The 24,642-nt window shown below is 58.7% G+C and carries 23 protein-coding genes; all 23 read left to right on the top strand.

The window, feature by feature from the left end:
- Positions 1 to 7 precede the first annotated feature (7 nt).
- Entirely contained in the window at positions 8 to 1,246 is a 1,239-nt protein-coding gene (locus tag AC0TNG_RS08375) for a DotU family type VI secretion system protein (RefSeq protein WP_024909830.1), read from the top strand.
- Between the two features lie 3 nt (positions 1,247 to 1,249).
- Positions 1,250 to 4,870, top strand: coding sequence for a type VI secretion system membrane subunit TssM (gene tssM, locus AC0TNG_RS08380; protein WP_473713396.1), 3,621 nt, complete (start codon positions 1,250 to 1,252; stop codon positions 4,868 to 4,870).
- Positions 4,871 to 4,886: 16 nt separating this feature from the next.
- Positions 4,887 to 5,603 (top strand): type VI secretion system-associated protein TagF, encoded by a 717-nt coding sequence (tagF, locus tag AC0TNG_RS08385; protein ID WP_024909832.1) that lies wholly within the window; start codon positions 4,887 to 4,889, stop codon positions 5,601 to 5,603.
- Between the two features lie 11 nt (positions 5,604 to 5,614).
- Entirely contained in the window at positions 5,615 to 6,631 is a 1,017-nt protein-coding gene (gene tssA / locus AC0TNG_RS08390) for a type VI secretion system protein TssA (protein WP_090419862.1), read from the top strand.
- Positions 6,632 to 6,706: 75 nt separating this feature from the next.
- Positions 6,707 to 7,231, top strand: a complete 525-nt coding sequence (gene tssB, locus AC0TNG_RS08395; protein WP_008502644.1) for a type VI secretion system contractile sheath small subunit — start codon at positions 6,707 to 6,709, stop codon at positions 7,229 to 7,231.
- A gap of 3 nt (positions 7,232 to 7,234) precedes the next feature.
- Positions 7,235 to 8,734: a type VI secretion system contractile sheath large subunit gene (gene tssC, locus AC0TNG_RS08400; RefSeq protein WP_014884232.1), complete on the top strand. Its 1,500-nt coding sequence runs from the start codon at positions 7,235 to 7,237 to the stop codon at positions 8,732 to 8,734.
- A gap of 55 nt (positions 8,735 to 8,789) precedes the next feature.
- Entirely contained in the window at positions 8,790 to 9,023 is a 234-nt protein-coding gene (locus AC0TNG_RS08405; RefSeq protein ID WP_061714907.1) for a hypothetical protein, read from the top strand.
- Positions 9,024 to 9,076: 53 nt separating this feature from the next.
- The gene (locus tag AC0TNG_RS08410) at positions 9,077 to 9,508 is read left to right on the top strand and encodes a Rap1a/Tai family immunity protein (protein ID WP_061714908.1); all 432 of its coding nucleotides are present in this window, start codon (positions 9,077 to 9,079) and stop codon (positions 9,506 to 9,508) included.
- A 71-nt stretch (positions 9,509 to 9,579) separates the two neighbouring features.
- Positions 9,580 to 9,999, top strand: a complete 420-nt coding sequence (locus AC0TNG_RS08415; protein ID WP_473713397.1) for a T6SS amidase immunity protein Tai4 family protein — start codon at positions 9,580 to 9,582, stop codon at positions 9,997 to 9,999.
- A 180-nt stretch (positions 10,000 to 10,179) separates the two neighbouring features.
- A complete protein-coding gene (locus AC0TNG_RS08420) occupies positions 10,180 to 10,662 on the top strand; it encodes an Hcp family type VI secretion system effector (RefSeq protein ID WP_008502640.1) in 483 nt (160 codons plus the stop codon).
- Between the two features lie 58 nt (positions 10,663 to 10,720).
- Positions 10,721 to 11,212 (top strand): type VI secretion system amidase effector protein Tae4, encoded by a 492-nt coding sequence (locus tag AC0TNG_RS08425; RefSeq protein ID WP_032645536.1) that lies wholly within the window; start codon positions 10,721 to 10,723, stop codon positions 11,210 to 11,212.
- The gene (locus AC0TNG_RS08430) at positions 11,209 to 11,562 is read left to right on the top strand and encodes a T6SS amidase immunity protein Tai4 family protein (RefSeq protein WP_061714910.1); all 354 of its coding nucleotides are present in this window, start codon (positions 11,209 to 11,211) and stop codon (positions 11,560 to 11,562) included. Before AC0TNG_RS08425 ends, AC0TNG_RS08430 begins: the two co-directional genes overlap by 4 nt.
- Positions 11,563 to 11,649: 87 nt before the next feature.
- Complete coding sequence (gene tagH / locus AC0TNG_RS08435) at positions 11,650 to 13,425, top strand: type VI secretion system-associated FHA domain protein TagH (protein WP_473713399.1); 1,776 nt, start codon at positions 11,650 to 11,652, stop codon at positions 13,423 to 13,425.
- Positions 13,422 to 14,219: a PP2C family protein-serine/threonine phosphatase gene (locus AC0TNG_RS08440; protein WP_008502637.1), complete on the top strand. Its 798-nt coding sequence runs from the start codon at positions 13,422 to 13,424 to the stop codon at positions 14,217 to 14,219. The genes tagH and AC0TNG_RS08440 overlap by 4 nt, the downstream gene beginning before the upstream one ends.
- A gap of 16 nt (positions 14,220 to 14,235) precedes the next feature.
- Positions 14,236 to 15,234 (top strand): hypothetical protein, encoded by a 999-nt coding sequence (locus tag AC0TNG_RS08445; RefSeq protein WP_473713401.1) that lies wholly within the window; start codon positions 14,236 to 14,238, stop codon positions 15,232 to 15,234.
- 9 nt (positions 15,235 to 15,243) lie between these two features.
- A complete protein-coding gene (locus AC0TNG_RS08450; protein WP_061714912.1) occupies positions 15,244 to 16,056 on the top strand; it encodes a type VI secretion system accessory protein TagJ in 813 nt (270 codons plus the stop codon).
- Complete coding sequence (tssE, locus tag AC0TNG_RS08455) at positions 16,049 to 16,612, top strand: type VI secretion system baseplate subunit TssE (RefSeq protein ID WP_024909842.1); 564 nt, start codon at positions 16,049 to 16,051, stop codon at positions 16,610 to 16,612. The genes AC0TNG_RS08450 and tssE overlap by 8 nt, the downstream gene beginning before the upstream one ends.
- A gap of 2 nt (positions 16,613 to 16,614) precedes the next feature.
- Complete coding sequence (tssF, locus tag AC0TNG_RS08460; RefSeq protein WP_267217046.1) at positions 16,615 to 18,486, top strand: type VI secretion system baseplate subunit TssF; 1,872 nt, start codon at positions 16,615 to 16,617, stop codon at positions 18,484 to 18,486.
- A complete protein-coding gene (gene tssG, locus AC0TNG_RS08465; protein WP_148769040.1) occupies positions 18,483 to 19,523 on the top strand; it encodes a type VI secretion system baseplate subunit TssG in 1,041 nt (346 codons plus the stop codon). The genes tssF and tssG overlap by 4 nt, the downstream gene beginning before the upstream one ends.
- Positions 19,524 to 19,557: 34 nt before the next feature.
- A complete protein-coding gene (gene tssH, locus AC0TNG_RS08470; protein WP_473713402.1) occupies positions 19,558 to 22,173 on the top strand; it encodes a type VI secretion system ATPase TssH in 2,616 nt (871 codons plus the stop codon).
- A 24-nt stretch (positions 22,174 to 22,197) separates the two neighbouring features.
- Positions 22,198 to 23,616, top strand: coding sequence for a serine/threonine protein kinase (locus AC0TNG_RS08475; RefSeq protein WP_473713404.1), 1,419 nt, complete (start codon positions 22,198 to 22,200; stop codon positions 23,614 to 23,616).
- Between the two features lie 230 nt (positions 23,617 to 23,846).
- Entirely contained in the window at positions 23,847 to 24,257 is a 411-nt protein-coding gene (locus tag AC0TNG_RS08480) for a hypothetical protein (RefSeq protein ID WP_248164979.1), read from the top strand.
- A gap of 64 nt (positions 24,258 to 24,321) precedes the next feature.
- Positions 24,322 to 24,642 (top strand): contractile injection system protein, VgrG/Pvc8 family (locus tag AC0TNG_RS08485; protein WP_473713405.1); only part of this gene is annotated, 321 nt, incomplete at its 3' end.

Consider the following 24,642-nt stretch of genomic DNA (forward strand, 5'->3'; position numbering starts at 1 on the left):
GCTTAATATGCAGGAACGACAGGACACCGGCAGTGATGCCGCCTTTACCGGAGCCAGTAGCAACAATCAGCTGGTGGCGGCCGCCAATCCGCTGCTCAATGCGATTCCGCAGATCCGTCACTCGATCTCCCATGACGATCAGGTGGCGTTACGCCAGCGCCTGATTGATGAGATTCGCCGTTTCGAAGTCCGCTGCCAGCAGGCGGGACTGCCCTACGAAGTGATCGTCGGGGCTCGTTACTGCCTGTGTACGGCGCTCGATGAGGCCGCCGCGCTCACCCCCTGGGGCAGCAGCGGCGTCTGGTCAAGCAACGGTCTGCTGGTGACGTTCCATAACGAAACCTGGGGTGGCGAGAAGTTCTTCCAGCTGCTGGCGCGCCTGTCGCAAAACCCGCGCGAGCACATTCTGCTGCTGGAGATGATCAACTACTGCCTGCTGCTGGGCTTCGAAGGACGCTATCGGGTGCTGGATAACGGCCGCACCCAGCTTGAAACCATCAAGCAGCGGCTGTGGCAGATGATCCGCGGCGTGCGCGGCAGCTATCCGCCGCCGCTTTCACCCCATCCGGAAGATCGTCCGGTGCTGCGCAAACTCTGGCGGCCGATGGTTCCCCTGTGGGCCTGCGTGGCGCTGGCCGGGTTTATCGCCTGCCTGTTTTATATCGTGCTTAACTGGCGTCTTGGCGATAACACCAACCCGGTGCTGGCGAAGATTTATCAGTCTCAGCTGCCGGAAACCACTATTCAGCAACCGGCGCGTCAGCTTCCGGCTGTGCTGAACCTGCGCGGCTTCCTGAAACCTGAAATCGAGGCTGGCCTGGTCGCGGTGAAAGACGAAGCGGATCGCAGCGTCGTTATCCTGAAGGGTGACGGGCTGTTTGCTTCTGCCTCTACCGTCGTGCGTGACCGCTATGAACCGGTCATCCACCGCATTGCGCAGGCGATGAATAACGTCAGCGGCAAAATTCTGGTGGTGGGCTACAGCGACAATGTGCCGATCCGCAGCGCGCGCTTTGCCTCTAACTATGAACTCTCTCTTGAACGCGCCCGCTCGGTACAGAAAATGCTGCAGGGAAGCCTCTCTCAGCCTGGCCGCGTGAAAGCGGAAGGGCGGGGCGAGATTAACCCGGTGGCGCCGAACACGACGCCTGAAAATCGCGCCCGTAACCGCCGTGTGGAAATTACTCTGCTGGTGTCGCCTGAAAACACTCAGGCTGAGCTGAACGGATTGCCGCAAGGAAACTAAGGAATGCTGACTACACTTCTTTCCATTTTGACCAACCGCATTCTGTGGAGCTTCCTCGGCGTCACGGCGCTGGCGGCGGTGATCTGGATGATTGGTCCCCTGTTGTCCATCGTGGACACCCGACCGCTTGAGTCTGAGCAAAACCGTATTATCAGCATTGCCGTGGTCTATCTGCTCTGGGCGCAGGGCCACATTCTGCCGCGCCTGTACAACGCCTGGCTGAACCGCAAGCTGATGGACAAGCTCAAGGAGAATACCGCCAGCCCGGAAGCGGCGGATCCGCAGAAGCGGCTGAACAGCGAGGAGCAGATCCTCGCCAGCCGTTTTGATGAAGCCGCGCAGATGCTTAAAAAAGCGCACTTCAGCAAAGCGGGCCAGGGCGCCCAGTGGACGCAGCGCTTCAGCACGCAATATCTCTATCAGCTGCCGTGGTTCGTCATTATCGGCGCGCCGGGCTCCGGTAAAACCACGGCGCTGGTCAATTCCGGGCTGCAGTTCCCGCTGGCCGATCGTTTCGGTAAGACCGCGCTGCGGGGAATTGGCGGCACGCGCAACTGCGACTGGTGGTTCACCAATGAGGCGGTGCTGCTGGACACGGCGGGCCGCTATACCACCCAGGAGAGCGAGCAGGTGCAGGACGCCGGCGAATGGCTGGAGTTCATGGGGTTACTGCGTAAGTATCGCCGCCGCCAGCCGATCAACGGCGTCATCATCACCATCAGCATTTCTGACCTGCTCACCCAGTCCGCCGAGGCGTCCCGCCAGCAGGCGGTGAACCTGCGCCAGCGTCTGTCCGAGCTGCATGAGCAGCTGGGTATCCGCTTCCCGGTGTACGTGATGGTGACCAAGGCCGACCTGCTTAAAGGCTTCCGCGCGTGGTTTGCCGACTACGATAAAGCGCAGCGCGACCAGATCTGGGGCTTTACGCTGCCGTGGGAGCAAACCAAACACGCTGATTACGACCTGATGGGCAACTTCCAGCAGGAGTTTTCTCTGCTACAGCAGCGCCTTGATGCCGGGCTGCCGGAAACCATGCTGAAAGAGCATGACGCGAAAACCCGCGCAGAAGCGTATCTCTTCCCGCAGGAGTTCGCCGCGCTGCGTCCGCTGCTGGCAGACTACCTGAGCACGGTCTTTGCCCGCTCCAACTTCGAAACCGAGTTCTCTCCGCGCGGGATCTACTTCGCCAGCGGGACGCAGGAAGGCATGCCGTTCGACCGCGTGATGGGCGAACTGAACCGCGCCCTGTCGCTGCCGGAAGGGGGCGAGGCGGATAACTGGGATTCGGTCAGCAAAGAAGCGCCTATCCCGGGCGCAAAAGGCCAGAGTTTCTTCATTAAGAATCTGCTGCAAAACGTCATCTTCCAGGAAGCAGGGATCGCAGGGGAAAACCGCTGGTGGGAGCTGCGCAACCGGGCGGTGATCTGGTCCGGCTACGCGGCGCTGCTGGCCCTGCTGGTTATCCTCGGCGGTCTGTGGCTCACCAGCTATGCCAAGAACAAAACCTATCTGGCAGAGGTGGATGCGAAGGTTCCGCTGCTCGACCAGCAGAGCAAAGCGTTACAGAACCAGCCGCAGCGCGATCTGTTCGATCTGCTGCCGCTGCTGAACGGGCTGGTTGACCTGCCGAAAAGCGACGCGTTTGATGTGAACGATCCGCCCGTATCCCGCCGTATGGGGCTCTATCGCGGGGATGACGTTAGCGATGCCGCGCAGTCTCTGTACCAGAAAGCGCTGGATCAGATGCTGCTCCCTGCCGTTGCCATGCACATCACTACCTGGCTTCGCAACGACAACGGCAGCGATGTGGAATACAGCTATGAAGCGCTGAAAGCCTATCAGATGCTGTATCAGCCGAAGCACTATGACGGCAAATTCCTGCATTCGTGGGTGATGCTCAATCTGCAGCGGAATCTGCCTCAGAACGTCACGAAGGCGCAGCTGCAGCAGCTTGAATGGCACCTGACGCAGCTGCTGGAACCGAAAATTCAGGCCTCGCCGTACGCGCAGGATGAATCTCTGGTTGCCCGCGAAAGAGCGATGATCAACCAGCAGCCGCTCTCCACGCGCGTATACGGTCGCCTCAAGCGCCTGCTGGAACATGATGACAACCTGAAGCCGGTCTCCCTTTCCGACCTGGGCGGACCGCAGAGCGAGCTGGTATTTTCCCGCAAAAGCGGCAAGCCGGTGAGCGAAGGCGTACCGGGTCTGTATACGCCGGACGGCTACTGGAAAAGCTTTAACGGCCAGATTGACAGCGTGACCACCGCCCTGCACGAGGATGACGCCTGGGTGCTGGGGGCCGCGACGGCGCAGGAGGATAAACAGCAGATCGATAACGCCGTGCGCCAGCTCTACATGCGCGACTTTATCGCCAACTGGGATCGCTTCCTCGCCGACATTCAGCTCAATAACAGCGCCGACCTTTCCCAGCGCATCAACACCGCGCGCCTGCTCTCCGGCGGCAATTCGCCGCTGCGTCGTCTGGTGCAGAACCTGAGCCAGGTCCTGACGCTGTCACGCAATGCGCCAGCGCCAGAAGATGCAGGCAAAGCGCAGGATCAAAGCAACCGCGCTACCCGTACGCTGGAAGCCCTGTTCAGCAACAGTGACGCAGCGCCGACCCAGGCCGCCGTGGTCACCCAGGCGCCGGAACAGCTGGTCACCGACCACTATGCGCCGATGATTGAGCTGGCGCAGCCGCTGGAGAAGGGGGGGAAGACCATCGTGTTTGATGATTTTCTCAAGCAGGTGGATGAACTCTATCGCTACCTGACCGCCGTCCAGGACGCGGCCAACAGCGGTATGCCGGCACCGGGTGGGGAGGCGATCAGCCGTCTGCAGGCCAGCGCCGGTCGTCTGCCGGGCGGGCTGCAAACCATGTTCAGCAACATGGCGGTGGGCGCCAGCAGCGATACCCAGCGTCGTGATCTGGAAAACGTGCGTAAGCGAATTAACGTTGAAGTGGGCGGTTTCTGCCGTCAGGCGATTGCCGGTCGCTACCCGCTGGTACGCAGCGCCGGCACCGAGGTCACCCCTGACGATCTCGCGCGCATGTTTGCGCCGGGTACCGGGCTGATGGACGCTTTCTTCCGCGACAATCTGACCAATAAGGTGGACACCACGCAGGCCAACTGGCGCTTTATGCCGGGCATTGACGGGAAAACGCTGCCGGGAAGTGAAGGGTTGCTGAGACCGTTCCAGCAGGCCCAGTCGATTCGCGACGCCTTCTTTGCTAATGGCGCAACGACGCCGTCCTTCAAGGTGACGGTTCGCACCGTGCGAATGGATAACACCATTCTGAACCTGACCCTGGACGTTGACGGCCAGCTGCTGCGCTACAGCCACGGTCCGCAGGCCGTGCAGATCATGAACTGGCCGGGGCCGGGCGGCACCAACCAGGTACGCATGCAGCTGGGGCTGGCGAACGGCAGCACGGCGACGCTGGTCACCAACGGCGCCTGGGCGCTCAACCGCTTCTTCGATAAAGCGAGCACCAGCCCGGGCGCGGGTAGCCTGAGCCGTCAGGCCACCTTCAACGTCGACGGACATCAGGTCACGCTGGAGTTTGCGCCAAACAGCATTCGCAACCCGTTCCAGCTTCCCCGTTTCTCATGCCCATAACCGCAAGGACAGCCGTATGACGAATACCCCTGCGATGAACCGCTACAGCTGGTATGGCAAATTACCCAGCGCCGGAGATTTTTTGCAGCGTCGCTTTCCTGACACTTTACAGCGCCAGTGGTCACACTGGTTTCAGGTCGGTCTGCTGGCCTGGCAGCAGGAAGAGCAGCGCAGCGGCGAGCGCCAGTTCCAGAAAGCGCCAGTCTGGAATTATGTGGTACCGCCCATGCTGGGCAGCCAGATGATCCAGATGGGCTGTCTGCTGCCCGGCCGCGACAGCGTTGGCCGACAGTACCCGGTTTGCCTTCAGCTGAGCTTCGCCCCGTCAGAGTGGTCGACCAGCCTGCTCAGCCAGGCCGAAAGCTGGTACCAGCAGATTGGGCGCCTGGGGCTGCACGCGGTGCGCAACAGTTTTTCCGCCTCGCAGCTGGATGAGATGCTGATGACCATTCCGGCGCCGCAGCCCGTCGAGCCGCAAAAGCGCTCCGACATCCTGGATGTGATTGGCTATGACGAGGACGGCCAGAGCACGCTGGGCTGGCCTCAGGCGGCGGAGTGTTTTGATCCGCTACGTCAGACCAGCTACTGGTGGACCAACCGCTGCGACGGTTACCCGCTATACACCCACGTGCACAGCGGTAACTTTACCGGGCAGCTTTTCACCCTGCTGTTCGACCCGGCAGGGGGCGCCCGTCCGGGGCGTCACGGTCTCTATCCGCCCATGTTTGAATAAGCAGGGATCTTATGAATATCGAAGAATTTCTCGCGCCAATAAGCCCCGACAAGCCCTGCGGCGAAAACCTGGAGTACGACGCTGACTTCCAGATCATGAATCAGGCAAGTCTTGGGAAAGCGGAACAGCAGTTTGGCGACACCATTATCCCGGCAGAGCCCGCAGACTGGAACACGGTAGAAAAATACGCCACCAGCCTGCTGACCCGCACCAAAGATCTTCGCGTCCTGCTGGCGTTAACCCATGCCTGGACGCGCCGCCGCGGGCTGGCGGGCTACGCGGACGGATTATTGCTGGTGCAGGAGGCGATCGCCCGTTACTGGGAACCGCTCTATCCGCTGCTGGAAGAGTATGGCGAAACCGATCCGTTCTATCGCATTAACGCCCTGGCGGGGCTCAGCGATAAATCCGACCTCACCGTCGCCGTGCGAAACGCCTCGCTTCTGCGTTCAAACGGCGATGAAATTTCGCTCCGGGATGCCCAGGCCCTGCTGGACGGCAGTAAGACGGAATGTCCGGACTATCCCGGCGGCCGTCCACGGCTGATTGACGAGCTGGCCCGCGGCGACCAGCCGGGAACCGCAGCGGTTATCGTCATTAACGAACGGCTGCTGGCGATTCGCGAGCTGCTCACCGGGCATCTCGGTGAAAGCGGCGTGCCCGAGATGGAGCAGCTGCTGAAAACCGTCGGACTGGTAGCCAGCGCGTGTCAGGTGACCGACATCAGCAAGCTGCTGCCGAACCGTGAGGTGCAGGCAGAACCACAGGCCGAGCAGCAATCGGCGGCAACGCAGCCCGCTCAGCCGGTCACCGACTGGCGAAGCGTGCAGGTCACCAGCCGCGCCGACGCGCAGCTGATGCTGGAAAAAGCGAAGCAGTATTTTGCGCAGTACGAACCGAGCCACCCCGCACCGCTGATGATTGAACGGGTGCAGCGGCTGTCAGAACTTAACTTTATGGACATTATTCGCGACCTGGCGCCAGACGGCGTTAACCAACTGGAAAACATCTTTGGGCGCCGCGAATAGCGCGTCCAGGCATTATGACGACAGGCATGGAGCCTGCCGTTTCACCTTCACCGCGCATCTTTGATGGAGAACATCATGGCAATGAGTAACAGTGGGCAGAAATTCATCGCACGTAACCGTGCTCCCCGCGTGCAGATCGAGTACGACGTAGAGATCTACGGTGCAGAACGTAAAATTCAGCTGCCGTTTGTGATGGGCGTCATGGCCGATCTGGTCGGCAAACCGGTGGAAAACCTGCCGGCCGTCGACGAGCGTAAATTCCTCGAAATCGACATCGACAACTTTGACGAACGCATGAAGGCGCTGAAGCCGCGCGTAGCGTTCCAGGTGGATAACACCCTGACCGGCGAAGGTAAGCTCAACGTGGATCTGACCTTCGACAGCATGGACGACTTCCTGCCGGATGCGGTGGCCCGCAAGGTTGAGCCGCTGAACAAGCTGCTGGAAGCGCGTACCCAGCTTTCTAACCTGCTGACCTATATGGACGGCAAAAACGGTGCGGAAGAGCTGATCGCTAAAATTCTGCAGGATCCGACGCTGCTCAAATCCCTGAGCCAGTTGCCGAAAAATGACGAAAGCGCGAAAGGTAGCGAGGAATAATCGATGAGCAACCAGACTCAACAACATGAGCAGCAGGCGGGTCAGGCGTTCAGCCAGGATGAATTCAGCGCGCTGCTGAACAAAGAGTTCCGCCCGAAAACCGATCAGGCCCGCTCCGCCGTCGAAAGCGCGGTCAAAACCCTGGCGCAGCAGGCGCTGGAAAATACCGTCACCTTCTCGAACGATACCTACCGCACCATTCAGAACCTGATTGCCGGTATCGACGAGCAGCTGTCGCAGCAGGTGAATCAGATCATTCACCACGAAGAGTTTCAGAAGCTGGAGAGCGCCTGGCGCGGTCTGAGCTACCTGGTGAACAACACTGAAACTGACGAGATGCTGAAGATCCGCTTTATGAGCATCTCCAAGCAGGAGTTGGGCCGTACCCTGAAGCGCTTCAAGGGCGTGGGCTGGGACCAGAGCCCGATCTTCAAGAAAATCTACGAGCAGGAGTACGGTCAGTTTGGCGGCGAGCCGTTTGGCTGCATCGTGGGCGACTACTACTTCGACCACAGCCCGCAGGACGTTGAGCTGCTGGGTGAAATGGCGCGCATCGGCTCTGCGGCACACTGTCCGTTCATTACCGGTACCGCACCGGGCGTGATGCAGATGGAGTCCTGGCAGGAGCTGGCCAACCCGCGCGACCTGACCAAGATCTTCCAGAACACCGAATACGCCGCCTGGCGTTCACTGCGTGAATCCGAAGATGCCCGCTATCTGGGCCTGGTGATGCCGCGCTTCCTGTCGCGCCTGCCGTACGGTATTCGCACCAACCCGGTCGACAGCTTTGACTTTGAAGAGCAGACCGACGGCGCGAACCACAACAGCTACTCGTGGGCGAACGCCGCGTACGCGATGGCAGCCAACATCAACCGCTCCTTCAAAGAGTACGGCTGGTGCACCTCGATTCGCGGCGTGGAGTCAGGCGGGGCGGTGGAAAACCTGCCGTGCCACACCTTCCCGAGCGATGACGGCGGTGTGGACATGAAGTGCCCGACCGAGATCGCCATCAGCGATCGTCGTGAAGCCGAGCTGGCGAAAAACGGCTTTATGCCGCTGGTTCACCGCAAAAACTCCGACTTTGCCGCCTTCATCGGCGCGCAGTCCCTGCAGAAACCGGCGGAGTACCACGACCCGGATGCGACCGCTAACGCGCGCCTGGCATCACGCCTGCCGTACCTGTTCGCCTGCTGCCGCTTTGCCCACTACCTGAAGTGCATCGTGCGCGACAAAATCGGCTCCTTCCGCGAGCGCGAAGAGATGGAACGCTGGCTGAACGACTGGGTCATGAACTACGTCGACGGTGACCCGGCTAACTCCTCTCAGGAGACCAAGTCCCGTAAACCGCTGGCAGCTGCGGAAGTGCAGGTGCAGGAGATTGAGGACAACCCGGGCTACTACGCCGCGAAGTTCTTCCTGCGTCCACACTACCAGCTGGAAGGTCTGACCGTTTCTCTGCGTCTGGTATCTAAACTGCCGTCGCTGAAGACGAAAGACGCGTGATGCAGATAGCCGGCCTCCTGGGGCCGGCAGCCTTATTGTGAGTACGAGATAGCTAATGAATTTACCTGTGAAAGCGATAACAAGAAAATTCATCATCTATTTAATGGTTTATGCGTTGTTAATTATTTCATTCATGCTGTTTGTGACGGTATCCGGCTACTATCTGTTTATCTTTGACTGGCCAGAAGATGTCCCGCAAATCGCAATGCATGGATTCTTATGTGCTGGACTTAATGCATTAGCGATAGGTATCTACGTTGTTGCAGAGAAATGGAAAGAGAAACGTTAATACCTCGTGCTGGCTTATATTTAATTAAGGTATTCCACTAACGCGATATTACAATGAATAAAATAAACCTGTTTGCAATCGCTTTGTTGTTTATCGCGTCTCTGGCAGAAGCACAAACGGGAAATTATTCTTATCCTGACGCAACAGCATTACCGCAGGATGATACGTCAAATTTGCTTCGCGACCCGGGCTTATTAACGGGGTACGATTTCAATCTCAGCGCAGCGCGCTTCGCCAGTGCCTGGCTTTCAAAAACGAATGAACGCGAGCGCATTAAGGCGGATATGTATCTATTAGGCGTGGTTGATGCATCAGAGGGGAAGGCCTGGTGTAAAGGTCATCCGGTTTTGCCCAATACGGTTCATGAATTTCTTTACTCTCGCTTTGCCCATTTATCTGAGCAGGAGAGCAAACGGCGGGCTTCTGAAATCATTTCCGATGCAATGGGAGAATTAAGCCCCTGTCAACATCGGACTGGCTTATAGAACGCTCCACTGCTGAACCGGTTGGAATTGGATAGCTGATGCGCTGTGGGGCCGATGGCAAAGGATATAAGGTGAAACATTTCTGTTTTTTCCTCGTATTTATGACCTTTTATGTGTGTGCCGGAAATAACTATCCTGATTTTTATCAGCAGCAAACATACCGGCAGGTTTTAAAAGATTTAGTTCTGGCGCGCTGTCTTGCTCAGGTGGCAGATAAAGGCAGTCAGTTTTCTGCTGATGCGGCCAGAAGTGCGAGCGCATTTATTGAGTGGATACCTTTTGATGCTGAAAATGGCACGGATAAAGTGAATGCCCTCATCGGAAAATATAAAAATCAAATTAATGGTTTTCATTCAGAGCGAAAACCCGATGTCAAAGGCGTAACCTTAAACTGTATACGTCTTTATCATAGCGACGAACTGAACAAACTGGTTCCGCAAGTCATCATTGGCGATCCTGACCGTAGCTGGATCCAGGATAACCCAGAGTAGTAAAAGACTTCACATTCTTTCCATTTATTCCGGGAGAATGTAAGACTGTCAAATGACACGGGTCATTTGATATGAGGCAGAGGTAAAATATGGACGGTTTTATTCAGCCCCATGCTTTCCTGTTTGCCATATAAGTGCTTTTTCGAAAGCAATATTGTTCATCCACGAAGAGTAGATATTATGGCTATTGATATGTTTCTGAAGGTCGAGGGTGTTACGGGCGAATCGAAAGATTCTAACCACACCGGCTGGACTGATATTACCTCCTTCTCCTGGGGCGCTTCCCAGCCAGGTAATATGAGCGTTGGCGGTGGCGGCGGTGCCGGTAAAGTTAACTTTAACGACCTGCACGTTAACGCGCTGATCGACAAATCCACCACCGCTATCCTGAAACACTGCGCCAGCGGTAAACACCTGACTAAAGTTGAACTGTCCGTTTGTAAAGCGGGCGGCCAGCAGGTGGAATACTCCCGCATCACGCTGGAAGATGTGCTGGTGACCTCTGTTCAGTACACCGGTGCTGACAACGGCGACACCGTTGGTGTGACCTATGCATTCCAGGCTGCGAAAGTGAAACAGCAGTACTGGGAGCAGACCACGTCGGGTGGTAAAGGTGCTGAAAGCAGCGCTGGCTGGAACATCAAAGAGAACAAAGAAGCGTAATAATAGTGGGCCCGAAAGGGCTCACTTTATCCGGAGCTTCTTATCAAGGAGAAACAAGATGTCTCAAATGCGTCCTGCTTTTGGTGCCGCCTGGAACAGATTCAGAGAAGTGAACGTAAGCGTAGAACAGGTTGGCAAATTGTTGGGTGGAAAAGTTCAGCATAATATCGACGCCGGTATTTTTAAAAATGCCTGCCCAATTCGTATGAGCTACGTTTTAAATTACTGTGGCATTCCTATTCCTTCTAACAGTAAATATGCGACAGTGACCGGAAACGACAAAAAGCGCTATATGTTCCGCGTTAAAGATATGATTGCATTTCTACCCACGGTACTGGGCAATGCCGATATGTCTGTCTCTTCTCCCACTCCTGCGCAATTTGCAGGCAAACAAGGCATTATCATCTTTACCGGGCACGGCTGGAGCGACGCAACCGGGCATGTCACACTCTGGAATGGTAATATTTGCTCTGATGATTGCCATTTTCTGGGCTCACCGGGTAATGGTTCGTTTATTCCGACCAACGCAACATTCTGGAGCCTGAAATGAAACGTTTATTACTGCTGGTATTGGCTATAAATGCCTCTGCTGTTTATGCCCAAACCCTGCCTGATGTCAGCGCTTTTTCTCAGCAACAAATCTTTGAAAACTGGGTGCAAAATCGATGCATCAGTAAGATTGCGGACAGTAAAAGTCTGAAAGACGATGCAGAGGCCAGCGCGGCCGCATGGCTGGAAGCAAGCAATCTCCCTGCAGAGAATTTTGAAAAAGCTGACAAGGTGATTGTTTCTTTACTGAAAGAGAAAGTAGGCGGTACCGAACCGGGTCAATATCAGGTTTTAAAGTGCAGCTTAATCGCCAACAGCGACGCGATTCGTCCGCTCAAAACCGCAAAATAGAATCAATGGAATCCGGCCCCAAACGCCGCCGTTCTCGCCCCGAGAGCGGCAGCGTTTGAGCGCTAATCATACCAGCAGGAATACGCCATGCGATTCACGATTATTTCTACGAAACCCGGTCATCAGCCGCCGCAAAGCAGCTGTGATTTTTACGCCCCGGGCGGCACCATTGGGCGCGGTACGGATAACAATCTGGTATTGCCGGATAATGACCGCACCATCTCTCGTCTGCAGGCCATTGTTCACGTGGACGCCCAGGGCGAATGCCGCGTGACCAACCGCGGCAGCGTCACCCGCGTGGTATTAAATGACATTCCGCTGGAGCGAGGGCGTCAGGTTGAACTGCAGGATGGCGACATTCTCGGTATTGATGACTACCGTATCGAAGTGACCGAACTGATCCACGATACCCAGCCCGTGAGCCGTATGGCGGCCAGCCTGCACCAGCAGGCGCGTCCGACAGCCGCACCCGCGACCGCGCCAGCTTCTCAACCGAAACCGGCAAGTGCCGCACCGCGCGGGAAAGCCGAGCCGACCGCCGTGCCAACGGAGATCTGGGATAGCCTGATGCAGGAGTTCTCCATCTCCGACAGCATCTCCAGCAACCGTACAAAACCGCAGCCTGCTGCATCGCACGATCCGTTCTCCCAGCCTGCGGCTCCGGAGCGTAACGCCGAAGATCCGCTGGCGATATTCAACGACAGCGATCCAAAACTCGAGCGTAAGCATGTCGATCCGGACACGCTGTTCAGTGACGAGGCGTTGTTCAAAAAAGAGAGTATTTTTGACGACGTCACCCCGTCAACGCTGGTGCCGCCGGGCGAGACGAACCCCGTGAAGCCAGAAGAAGAGGCGACGGATGAGCTCGATCCGCTGGCCCTGTTTGGCGGTAAGGCCAGCGCGCCAGCCGCGCGTAATGACGACCCGCTCGGGCTGATGGGCGGCGCGCCACTAACCCATCCGGATGACATTATTGCCGAGAAGCCTGCGCCAGTGCCGGAATCTGAACCTGAACAGGAAGAGGACGTGCTGGCCGATTCTCCGCTATTCGCCCCTGAGCCGCAGGAAGAACCGCGTGCTGAAGAAGAGCCCGCGCGACCGGATTACGCAGGCTTCACCATGCCAACGCCACAGGCCGTTGCGCGCAGCAGCGCTCAGGCCCCGAAGGGCCGCCTGCGCATCGACCCGGTCAATAACGCCGCCTCACCAACCACCACGGCAAACAGCGGTGAGAAGGGCGAAGTGCTGCAGGGCGAACTGCTGGAGGCACTGCTGGAGGGGATGGGGCTGAGCGAAATGCAGCCCGTCCCGCAGTTTGACCGTGAAAATATGCGTCAGTTGGGGCAGATCCTCGGCATGTTCTCTCAGGGGACCGTGGCGCTGCTCTCCTCGCGCTCCATCCTCAAGCGCGGCGTGAAAGCCGATATGACCATGGTGCTGGACGATGCCAACAACCCGTTCAAGCTGTTGCCGACCGGCAAAACCGTGCTGATCCAGATGTTCGGCACCCCAATGCCGGGCTTTATGCCGCCGACAAAATCGGTGCGCGACGCGCTGATCGATCTGCAGGCGCACCAGCTGGGCATGATCTCCGGCATCCGCGCCATTATCGCCGCGATGCTGCAGTCCTTTAACCCGGAGCAGCTGGAAGAGCAGGCGAAGCAGAACGGGATGACCTCTCGTCTGGCGCTGCCGGGCAGCCGTAAAGCGGCCCTGTGGGACTACTTTGTTCGCAGCTATGGCGAGACGGCGGGCGAGATTGAGGATGACTTCCACACCCTGTTCGGCGAGGCCTTCCTTCATGCGTATGACATGGAGGTCAATCAGTACAAAGACTCACAGAGCGGATCGGAAGACAAATGAATATCGCAACGGCTTCTCTCTCCCGCCAGGGGACGCGCGCCAGCAACCAGGATCAGACGGGAGAAACCATAGGGGAACGTTCAGCCTGCTTTGTCGTCTGCGACGGCATCGCGGGGCTGCCGGGCGGCGAGGTGGCCGCAGCGCTGGCCCGCAACAGCATTATCTCCCGCTTCGATGGCGACAAACATCTTAATGCGCAGCACATCCGCGACTACGTGCAGACGGCGAATCGCACCATTCTCAGCGAACAGCAGGCCGTGCAGGACTATCGCCGGATGGGCACGACGCTGGTCAGCCTGTTCATTGACCGTGATTACGGGCTGGCCTACTGGGCGCACGCCGGAGACAGCCGCCTGTACCTGTTTCGCCGGGGATGGCTGTGGCATGTGACTACCGACCACAGCCTGGTGCAGCAGATGAAAGATGCCGGGCACCAGACCGACAACCTGAACAGCAACCTGCTCTATCTGGCGCTGGGGATTGAAAACGGCGGGCCGGAAGCGAGCTACAGCGATGTGGTGCAGGTTGAGGACGGCGATGCCTTTTTACTGTGCACCGACGGGTTCTGGCACGGCGTCAGCGAAGAGCAAATGAAGCAGTCGCTGCATATGGTCAATACGCCGCAGGAGTGGCTGACCTTAATGAACCAAATCATTCAAAAGAATGGCGAACAGGAGGGGAATGCTCAGGATAACTATACTGCCCTGGCGGTATGGATGGGCAACCCTCAGGACACCACTTTGCTGCACACCCTCTCTGACGCAGCACAATTTCTTCCCTGCGGAACTGATTAGACACACAAGGAACGATATGAAACTTTGGCTATCGGGTTTGGCACTTCTGGCGGCGACCTCCACCGCTCAGGCTGAAAATTTCCGCATCGTGCAGTCTCCTGCGCAGAAGCTGGATATCTGGATCGACAACATCAAAGACAACACGCCGCAGAGCTGGTGTAAGCCTGAGGTGGCGCTGCGCATTGTGGCAAACGGCAAGAAAGACGTCTCCGTGCTGGAGAACTTTGTGCCGCGTCTTGGCTCACTGCTGGAACACCAGTGCAGCAAAGTGAATAAGCTTAGCTGGACGCTCAACGATCCGGCGGGTTCCACGCTGGCACAGGGCACGGCTGGCAAAGCGCAGGACTGGGCGCTGGTGGTGAAACAGGAGCAGGCCGCACCTGCTGCGACCATCACCGCAACCCCAGCCAGCGGCGCGTTACTGCCGCCAGACCAGAACGCTGCATCCCGCACCGTTGCCGCCGACCGTACGCCGTGGCAGGAGTTTACGCTTCAGGACGGCTGCCACCTGCGCACCTTCTGGGAAGGGGGCGCTTCTGCACCGGCGCTCTTTATTCCGGATTCTGACACCACCCGCTGCGGGAACGGCAGCTGGCTGAGCGGACACACCGTTGTGTCGCAGTCCCGCAACGGCGGGCAGAAAGAGATGGCGGTGACCTACATCCATGGCTTCCCGGTGACCGGACTGAATCAAAGCGCCGATCCGGAAAACGCGCTGATCACCTCCGTCAACAAAGAGCGCATGGTATTCAGCACGCCAAACAGCGACCAGAGCTGGATGATCCTGCCTTACGACAACGCCCTGAACAGCTGGAAGAGCAACGGCACGGTCGCGGTGGAGATTTCCCGTGAAACCGCCAGCGATGATGCAAAACTGCAGGCGCGTATCGCGGCGGTGAAAAAAACCTGGAGCGCCTGGGTGGCACCCGGTACCCCGCTGAATATCGTGCTGATTGACACCCTGCGTCCTCAGCTGCGCGATCCGGCCGTCGGCGCATGGCGCGCGGCGAATTAAGGAATGGCTATGAATACGCTCTATCAACACCTGGCGGGTGAGTCGCTCAACGACGCGCTGGCGCGCCTTGAAGCTGAAATCAAAGCCCGTCCGGCGGATGCCGATCTCCGCGCCGGGTTCGTGCAGTTTTTAACCCTCAGCGGCAACTGGACACGCGCCCTGACCCAGCTGAAAAGCTGGCTGGCGCTAAAGCCGCAGGCGAAACCCACCGTCACGCTGCTGGAGCAGTCCATCCAGGGCGAGCTGCAGCGCGCGCAGGTGATGGCGGGACAGGCGCGTCCGGCCATGCCTGAAACCCAGTGGCCGTGGCTGACTACCCTTGCCGCGGCGCTGAGCGAGGAGGGCGAGCGCGCCCGGGCGCTGCGTCTTGAAGCGCTTGAACAGGCTCAGGCAAACCCTGGTCATATCGCCCTCGAAAATGAGGAGACGCAGGCTTTTGACTGGCTGATGGACGGCGACGCCCGTCTCGGCCCGGTCTGCGAAACCATCGTGAACGGCCGCTATTTCTGGCTGCCGTTTAGCGCTATCGCGGAGATCCGTTTCCAGGCGCCCGCCAGCGTGACCGATCTGGTCTGGCGTCACGCCCTGGTGCGCCTGACCGACGGGACGGAGCAGGTGTGTCAGATCCCGGCGCGTTACCCGTTTGCAGACGACGCCTCTGATGCGGTCAAACTGGGACGCACCACCGACTGGCACCCGCTCGATACTGACGGCACGCTGTATGAAGGCCAGGGCCAGAAGGCCTGGCTGAGCGAGCAAAGCGAAAGCCCGCTGCTGTCGCTCAGCCTCGTGACGTTTGCGACGGATGGAGCCGATGAGTAATCCCGCTGGCGAAGGCGATCTGCTGCGCAGCGGCTGGCAAGCCCGCAGCAAGCAGGAGAAGGTGGGGGCGCGCGACAAAATGCAGCCCTCGCTGCTGGATCGCCTCACCGATAACGACCCGGAAAAAAAGCGCGAGTCGGCCAACAGCAATCTGATCACCCACGCCGCCCTGCGACGCAATGTTCTGCGCGATCTGCAGTGGCTGTTTAATACCATCAACCACGATGCCTCCGGTGATTTGAGCGCGTTACCGCATGTGAGCCGCTCGGTGGTTAACTTCGGCGTCGCGCCGCTGGCCGGAAAGAGAATGTCGGACATCGAATGGCACGATATTCAGCGCAAGCTCACCGAGGCCATCATCAATTTTGAGCCGCGCATTTTGCCGCAGGGGCTGCAGGTCCGCTGCGTGTCGGATACCTCCTCGCTGGATCTGCACAACGTGCTCTCCATCGAGATCAAAGGGCGTTTATGGTGTGTGCCTTACCCGCTGGAGTTTCTGTTTCGTACCGATGTCGATCTGGAAAACGGCCATTTTGAACTGAAAGATGCGGGGTAATCATGGAAAGTAAACTGCTCGAATACTACAACCGTGAGTTGGCCTACCTGCGCGAAATGGGGGCCGAGTTTGCCGAACGCTATCCTAAAGTCGCCGGGCGGCTGGGCATGCGCGGCATCGAGGTGGCGGACCCGTATACCGAACGTCTGATGGAGGGCTTCGCCTTCCTGACCTCCCGCGTGCAGATGAAAATGGACGCGGAGTTTCCGCGCTTCTCTCAGCGTCTGCTGGAGATGATTGCGCCGAACTATCTTGCGCCCACGCCGTCGATGGCGATCGCGGAGATTGAGCCCGACAGCAGCAGGGGTGACCTGAGCAAGGGCTTCATTGTGCCGCGCGGTACCATGATGGACAGCCTGGCGCTGAAAAAAACCGGCGTGACCTGCAGCTATACCACGGCGCACGAGGTCAACCTGCTGCCGCTGAAAATCGACAAGGTCGAGCTGGGCGGCGTGCCCGCCGATCTGCCGCTCGCGCAGCTGGGGCTGAGCCAGCGGGGGATCGGCAGCGCTCTGCGGATCCGCATCGCCTGCGACGGCCCGCAAAACCTCGGGCACCTGGATTTCGACCGTCTGGAATTTTTCCTCGGCGGTCCGGATATTGAAGCGCTGAAGCTGCTGGAGCTGGTGATGGAGCACCACGTCGGGATCGTCTGTCAGACGGTCAGCACGCAGCCGCAGCGACAGCTGCTGGCGTCGGATGCGCTGCGCCAGGAGGGTTTTGAGCCTGACCAGGCGCTGCTTCCGGACGATCTGCGCAACTTTGACGGCTATCGCCTGCTGCAGGAGTATTTCGCGTTTCCGGCCCGTTTCCGCTTCATTAGCCTCAGCGGCCTGAGCAAGCTCATCCAGCGCTGTGAAGACGAAAAAGCCTTCGACATCTTCATTCTGCTGGACAAGTCGGATGAGCAGCTGGAGCGCGTGGTCGATGCCAGCCACCTGGCGCTGCACTGCACGCCAGTCATCAACCTGTTCCCCAAGGTCGCGGCGCGTCAGAAGCTGAATGAAGGCCAGCATGAATACCATCTGGTGGTGGATAACATCCGTCCGCTGGATTATGAAATTTACGCGGTCAAAAAAATCTATGGCAGCGCGGACGGCCAGCGTGATGACCAGACGTTTCGTCCGTTCTGGAGCACCTGGAGCGGCGATGCGGGCAACTACGGGGCCTATTTTTCCCTGCGCCGCGAACAGCGCGTGCTGTCCGAACACGCCCTGCGCTACGGTACGCGTACCGGCTATATCGGCTCGGAGGTCTTTGTCTCGCTGGTGGATGAACAGCACGCCCCCTGGCAGGAAAACCTGCGCTATATCTCTGCCGAGGTGCTCTGCACCAGCCGCGATCTGCCGCTGATGCTGCAGCAGGAGCTCGGGCAGTTCATTATGGCCGATTCCATGCCGGTGAAATCCCTCACGCTGCGTAAAGGCCCGACGCCGCCGCGTCCGGCGCTGGCAGAAGGGTTCAGCACCTGGCGGCTCATCAGCCAGCTGCAGATGAACTACCTCAGCCTGATGGACAGCGAAAACGAAGAGGGCGCAGCCGCGCTGCGACAGCTGTTAGGGCTGTACGCCAACCTGGCAGAAACGCCCGTGGCGCGTCAGGTGGAAGGCGTTCGTCACTGCGTGCTGGAGCCGGTTCACCGCCGCGTGCCTGAACCCGGCCCGGTCGTTTTCGCCCGCGGGATCGGCATTACCCTGACGGTGGATGAGCGAGCCTTTTCCGGCGCCAGTCCGTGGCTCTTCGGCAGCGTGATGGAGCGTCTCTTTGCCCGTCTGGTGTCGATCAACAGCTTTACGGAGTTCACCCTGAAAAGTCAGCAGCGCGGCGAGATTGGCTACTGGGCGCCGCGCATGGGTAAAAGGGCGCTGATATGAGTGACACCGCTGCACCGCTGCGCGTGCATCGCCTGACGAAGCTGCCGGATGCGTTCTGGCACGGGGTGCGCGAGACGCCCTGGCGCTACGATCTGTTTCAGCTGTTAAGGCGCATTGATGCCCAGGGCGGCGAGCGCTACCCGCTGGGCCGCGCGCCGCTGCCAAAATTTGAACCGCTGCGCATCGGCCAGCAGCCGTCGATGAGTTTTGCTCCGTCGACGCTGGCTCAGGTGCGTCAGCGGGAGGAAAGCGGGCTGCATGAGGTGTCTATCCTCAGCTTCGGCCTGTTTGGCCCGAACGGCCCGCTGCCGGTCCACATGACAGAATACGCCCGCGAGCGTATTTATCATCATCAGGACACCAGCCTCAGCGCGTTTGCCGATCTGTTCCATCACCGCCTTGCGCTGCTGTTTTACCGCGCCTGGGCGGATGCGCAGCCCACTGTCTCACTGGATCGCGCCGATAACAGGCGCTTTGAAGGCTACCTGGCGTCGCTGATTGGCATGGGGCAGCCGGGTCAGATGAACAAAGGCAGCCTGAGTTCTCATGCCCGCTTTACCCACGCCGGGCACCTGACCCGTCACGGACGGGATCCGGAGGGGCTGGAGAAGATCCTGCGCAGCTATTTTAAGGCGCCGGTTAAGCTGGTGAGCAACGTGCCGCAGTGGATGCCGCTTTCCACGCGCGAGCAGGCGCAGCTGGGAGCAGGACGCCGCATGCCGCGCATGGGTGAGTCCGCTTTTCTCGGCGTCGCCGTCCGCGACGTGCAGCATAAGTTTCGCATCGACATTGGCCCGCTGAGCGCGGAGGAGTACAACCGTTTTCTGCCGGGGGAAGCGTGGGTCACCGAACTGCGTGACTGGGTGCGTCAGTACGCCGGGGTGGAGTTTGAATGGGAAACACGGGTGATCCTGCGTGAAGACGCGGTGCAGGGCACCACGCTCGGCGGTGCCGGGCGATTAGGCTACAACACCTGGCTGGGCCTTCAGCCGCGGCCTGTCCCGCGTGGCGATCTGGTGTATTGCGCAGAGCGATAATTTTTCTAACGCATTGTTATCAATGGAACCGAACATGTCAGAAATAAGCCGTGCCGTGCTTTTCGGCAAACTGGATACGCTGTTATTTACCTCTCTGGAAAGCGCCACTGCGTTCTGCAAGCTGCGCGGCAACCCCTATGTTGAGCTGGTGCACTGGCTGCATCAGCTGATGCAGCAGCAGGATGGCGATCTGCAGCAGGTCATCCGCCACTTTGCCCTTGATGAACAGCAGCTGACGCGCGATATCGTTGCGGCGCTGGATGTCCTTCCGCGCGGGGCGAGTTCCGTTTCCGATCTCTCCGAGCATATCGACAGCGCCGTTGAGCGCGCCTGGGTCTTCGGCTCGCTGAAGTTTGGCGTCAGCCGTATTCGCGGCGGCCATTTGCTGATCGGCATGCTGAAAACCTGGAATCTGGCCAACGTGCTGAAAAGCATCTCGTCGCAGTTCACCCGCCTTAACGTCGAGGTGCTGATTGAGCAGTTCGACGCTATTTGCGCCAACAGCAAAGAGACACAGCAGGCCGCTGCTGCCGTCGATGCACCGGCGGGTGCAGTACCGGCTGCGCAGGGGACGCTGGCCCAGTACGGCCAGGATCTGACCGCCCGCGCCCGCGACGGGAAGATTGACCCGGTTGTCGGGCGCGACGAGGAGATCCGCCAGATGGTGGATATCCTGATGCGTCGTCGCCAGAACAACCCGCTGCTGACCGGGGAAGCCGGGGTCGGGAAAACGGCGGTGGTGGAAGGGCTGGCGCTGCGTATCGCCGACGGCGACGTGCCGGAGCCGCTGCAGAACATTCAGCTGTGGCTGCTGGATATCGGCATGCTGCAGGCCGGTGCAGGCATGAAAGGCGAGTTTGAAGCCCGTCTGCAGGCGCTCATTAACGAAGTCCAGTCCAGCGCCACGCCGATCATTCTGTTTATCGATGAGATCCACACCCTGATTGGCGCAGGCGGCCAGCAGGGGACCGGCGATGCGGCGAACCTGCTGAAGCCAGCTCTGGCGCGCGGCCAGCTGCGCACCATCGGGGCCACCACCTGGGCGGAATACAAAAAGTACATTGAGAAAGATCCGGCGCTGACCCGTCGTTTCCAGACGGTGCAGGTTCACGAGCCGGACGAAGCGAAAGCCATTCTGATGCTGCGCAGCACCGTGTCGCCGCTGGAGACGCACCACCAGGTTCTGCTGCTTGACGAAGCGGTCAGCGCGGCGGTGAAGCTGTCGCATCGCTACATTCCGGCGCGTCAGCTGCCGGACAAAGCCGTTGCCCTGCTCGACACCGCCTGCGCCCGCGTCGCGGTCAGCCAGAGCGCGCCGCCTGCGCAGCTGGAAGACTGCCTGCGCCATATTGCCGCGCTGGACGTGGAAATTGAGATCGCAGAACGCGAGGCGCGCGTCGGTGCCGGAGACGCTGAGCGCGTAGCAACGTTACGCGCCGAACGCGACGCGTATGAGACAAAACGCGAAGCCCTGTCCCGGCGCTGGGAAGAAGAGCGCAGTCTGGTGCAGGAGATTATCCGTCTGCGCGCCGCGCTGTTCGCGGCGGGCGAAGAAGATACCGCTGAGCTGCGCGGCAAGCTGACGGAACAGCAGCTGGCGCTGAACGCCTTACAGGGTGATGAACCGCTGCTGTTTGCGGCGGTGGATGAAAACGTGGTTGCCGCGGTGGTCTCTGACTGGACCGGGATTCCGCTGGGCCGGATGGTGAAAAACGAGATCGACGCGGTGCTCAACCTTGCCGACACGCTGAACCAGCGCGTTATCGGCCAGCGTCACGGTCTGGATCTGATTGCCCGCCGCGTGAAAACCTCGCGGGCGAAGCTCGACGATCCCAACAAACCGGTGGGCGTCTTTATGCTGTGCGGCCCGTCCGGCGTCGGTAAAACCGAAACCGCGCTGGCGCTCGCGGAGTCGCTGTACGGCGGCGAGCAGAACGTTATCACCATCAACATGAGTGAGTTCCAGGAAGCACACACCGTGTCCACCTTAAAAGGTGCGCCTCCGGGATACGTAGGGTATGGTGAAGGCGGCGTGTTGACCGAGGCCGTGCGCCGCCGCCCGTACAGCGTGGTGCTGCTGGACGAAATTGAAAAAGCGCACCCGGACGTCCACGAAATCTTCTTCCAGGTCTTTGATAAAGGCTGGATGGAAGACGGAGAGGGGCGCCACATTGATTTCCGTAACACCATCATTATTCTGACGTCTAACGTCGGCACCGACCTGATTAGCGCCATGTGCGCCGATCCGGAGCTGGTGCCGGAGCCGGACGCCTTGAGCGGCGCGCTGCGCCAGCCGCTGCTGGAGGTGTTCCCACCGGCACTGCTGGGCCGTCTGCTGGTGGTGCCGTATTACCCGCTCAGCGACGAGATGCTGGGGCAGATTGTTCGCCTGCAGCTCAAGCGCATTCAGCGTCGTCTGGAAGAGAATCACAGCATTATTTCTGAGTTTGACGACAGCGTGGTGGAACAGATTGTTCAGCGCTGTACCGAGGTGGAGTCCGGCGGCCGCATGGTGGACGCTATTCTGACCAACACTCTGCTGCCTCAGATGAGCCAGATCTTACTTACCGCCAGCCGCAGCGACGAGCAGTACCGACGTCTGCACGTCACCTGCGAGCAGGGCGAGTTTCACTGTCAGTTTGCCGCGTAATAATCATCAAGAGAACTGTAAAAGATGACGGATAATGATAACAATCGGACTGTCCCAAACGCGCTCCCGGTCGGGTACCGCTTCAACGAGTTTGAAATCAAAGAGGTGATCGGCGGCGGCGGTTTTGGCATTGTCTATCGCGCGTGGGATCACCAGCTCGAACGCACTATCGCTATCAAAGAATTTATGCCTTCCTCGCTCGCCGTGCGCGGCGACGACATGACCCTGGTGCTGCGCAGCGAGCGCTTTGGCAAAGCGTTCTCCGCGGGCCTGAACAGCTTTATTCAGGAAGCGCGTCTGCTGGCGCGCTTTAACCACCCGAACCTGCTGCACGTCCTGCGTTTCTGGGTGCAAAACGACACGGCCTATATGGGGACGCTGTTTTACAGCGGCACCACGCTGTCGCGCCTGCGCGAAGAAAAGCCGGAGCTGATCAACGAAGCCTGGATCCGCCGCACGCTGCCGATGCTGTTCGGTGCGATCAAGACCATCCACGACGAAGGCTACCTGCACCGCGATATCTCTCTGGATAACATTCAGATCCAGGATAACGGCCTGCCGGTGCTGCTCGATTTCGGCTCCGCGCGACGCACCATCGGTAATCTCTCCGACGAAACGGAAACCATGCTGCGTCCGGGATTTGCGCCGATTGAGCAGTACACCGACGACAACGAAAGCGAGCAGGGCCCGTGGACGGATATTTACGCCCTCGGCGCGGTGCTGCGTACTCTGATTGTGGGTTCTCCGCCGCCGGTCAGCGTGGTGCGCTCTATTCAGGATACCTGCAAACCGCTGGTGGAAATCATGCCGCAGGGCTATTCCATTCCGCTGCTGCAGGCCATTGACCGCGCGCTGGCGCTGCACATGGAGGACCGTCCGCAGTCCATCGACGAGTTCGCTGCGCTGATTGAGATGCCGGTCGCGGGTATCAACGATGTGCTGACGGCGAAAAAGCCCGGCACGATGCTGGTACCGGTTGAAGACGAAAAACCGGCGTCGCTGCTCGACTGGCGTCGCTACAGGATCCCGGGCATGGTTGCCGCAGGCGTGCTGGTCGGCGTTGTCGCTGGCGCGATGCTGTTCAGCAGTAGTAACGATACGCCTGAGCAGGCTGCACAGGCACCGGCAGAGGCGCGTTCGACCGAAACCGCCGCGAACGCGCCAGACGTGAAGCCGGAAACAGCGAAGGTGAGCGAGCAGGCGACGGCGCAACAGACGCCACCGCCTGCCGCGAGCCCTGTTGCGTTGGTCTATATCCGCATCCTCGACGGCGAAACGCTGAAAGTGAACGGCGAGCCAAAAGCGCTGCGCCCGGGAACCAACGGCTATGCATCGCTCAAGCTGCCGGCCGGAGAGGCGAAGATTGAACTGCAGGGCAACGGAAGAACGCGTGGCCAGACGCTGGATATTGCCAAGCCGGGCACCTGGCTGGTGAATCCGTAGGAATTTAAACAGGAGAGACTATGGAAGTGTACGATCTTCGAAGCCAGAGGCTTCATCCAGGGAATGCGAGAAGATTGTCTCTCCTGTTTATGCGTTTTGAATTTAATCCTAACCCGGAGAGTTGAGTTGAAGCCAACATGTGCCTCCCCATTTTTGTAAATAACAATATCGGGCGTACACAAGATAACCTCGCTCATTTAAATAGCAAATTATGGTATTTCTGGGGAAGTATGGATCTTCTCGCAATATTGCTTTATTGCGTGAATTCAGTTCGCCACGACAGAATTCCATTCATTTCTGATGCAAAAGCGTTTAGTGATTCGTTGCATTATTATGCAGGTGATGGTTTCAGCATTTTGGCCATGCTTTTTTTTGTGCTTGACTTACTTTTATTACTCTCTTTGTGTACTTCGGCCTGGTTATTCTTCAAGCGAAAGATCGGAGCGATTAAATTTGCCCTTGCTCAGGAATTATTTCGCTTGATTTCATTCAGATGTTCGGTCTCATTTTTCCCTCTTTTAGTAAGTATGTTTGATATTTCAAACATCTGGTTGAATGTAGGCTTATTTGTCACTTCAGAGTTACTGAAAATCTACTCTCTTGTTTTTTGGATGATCAAGAGGGAAAAGCCCCTTTCTTGAATGACGCTTTATCACAGATGCGAACCCCTTTTCTGCATCGCATAAGCTAGATGGAATAAAGATTATGCTCAACCGAATTACCGTTCAGCTCCCGGTGGAGGGGCTTCTGTTCTGGAAACTGACGGGCCGTGAGGCGATGTCCGAGTCGTTCGCGCTGATGCTGACCGTGCTCGGCACGGACGCGCGCATTGACCGCAGTAAGCTGCTGGGCCAGCCGGTCACGGTGACCATCCCGACGCAGAATCTGCTGACGTCCCGCTATATTAACGGCAAGATTACCCGCGTGGCGGTCAGCGCCGTTGAGCTGACGGGCACCCGCTATGCGGTGTACCAGCTGACGGTGGAGCCTGACCTGTGGCCGATGAAGCGCGACCGTAACCTGCGT

Source organism: Enterobacter sp. PL_is514 (assembly GCF_055816715.1).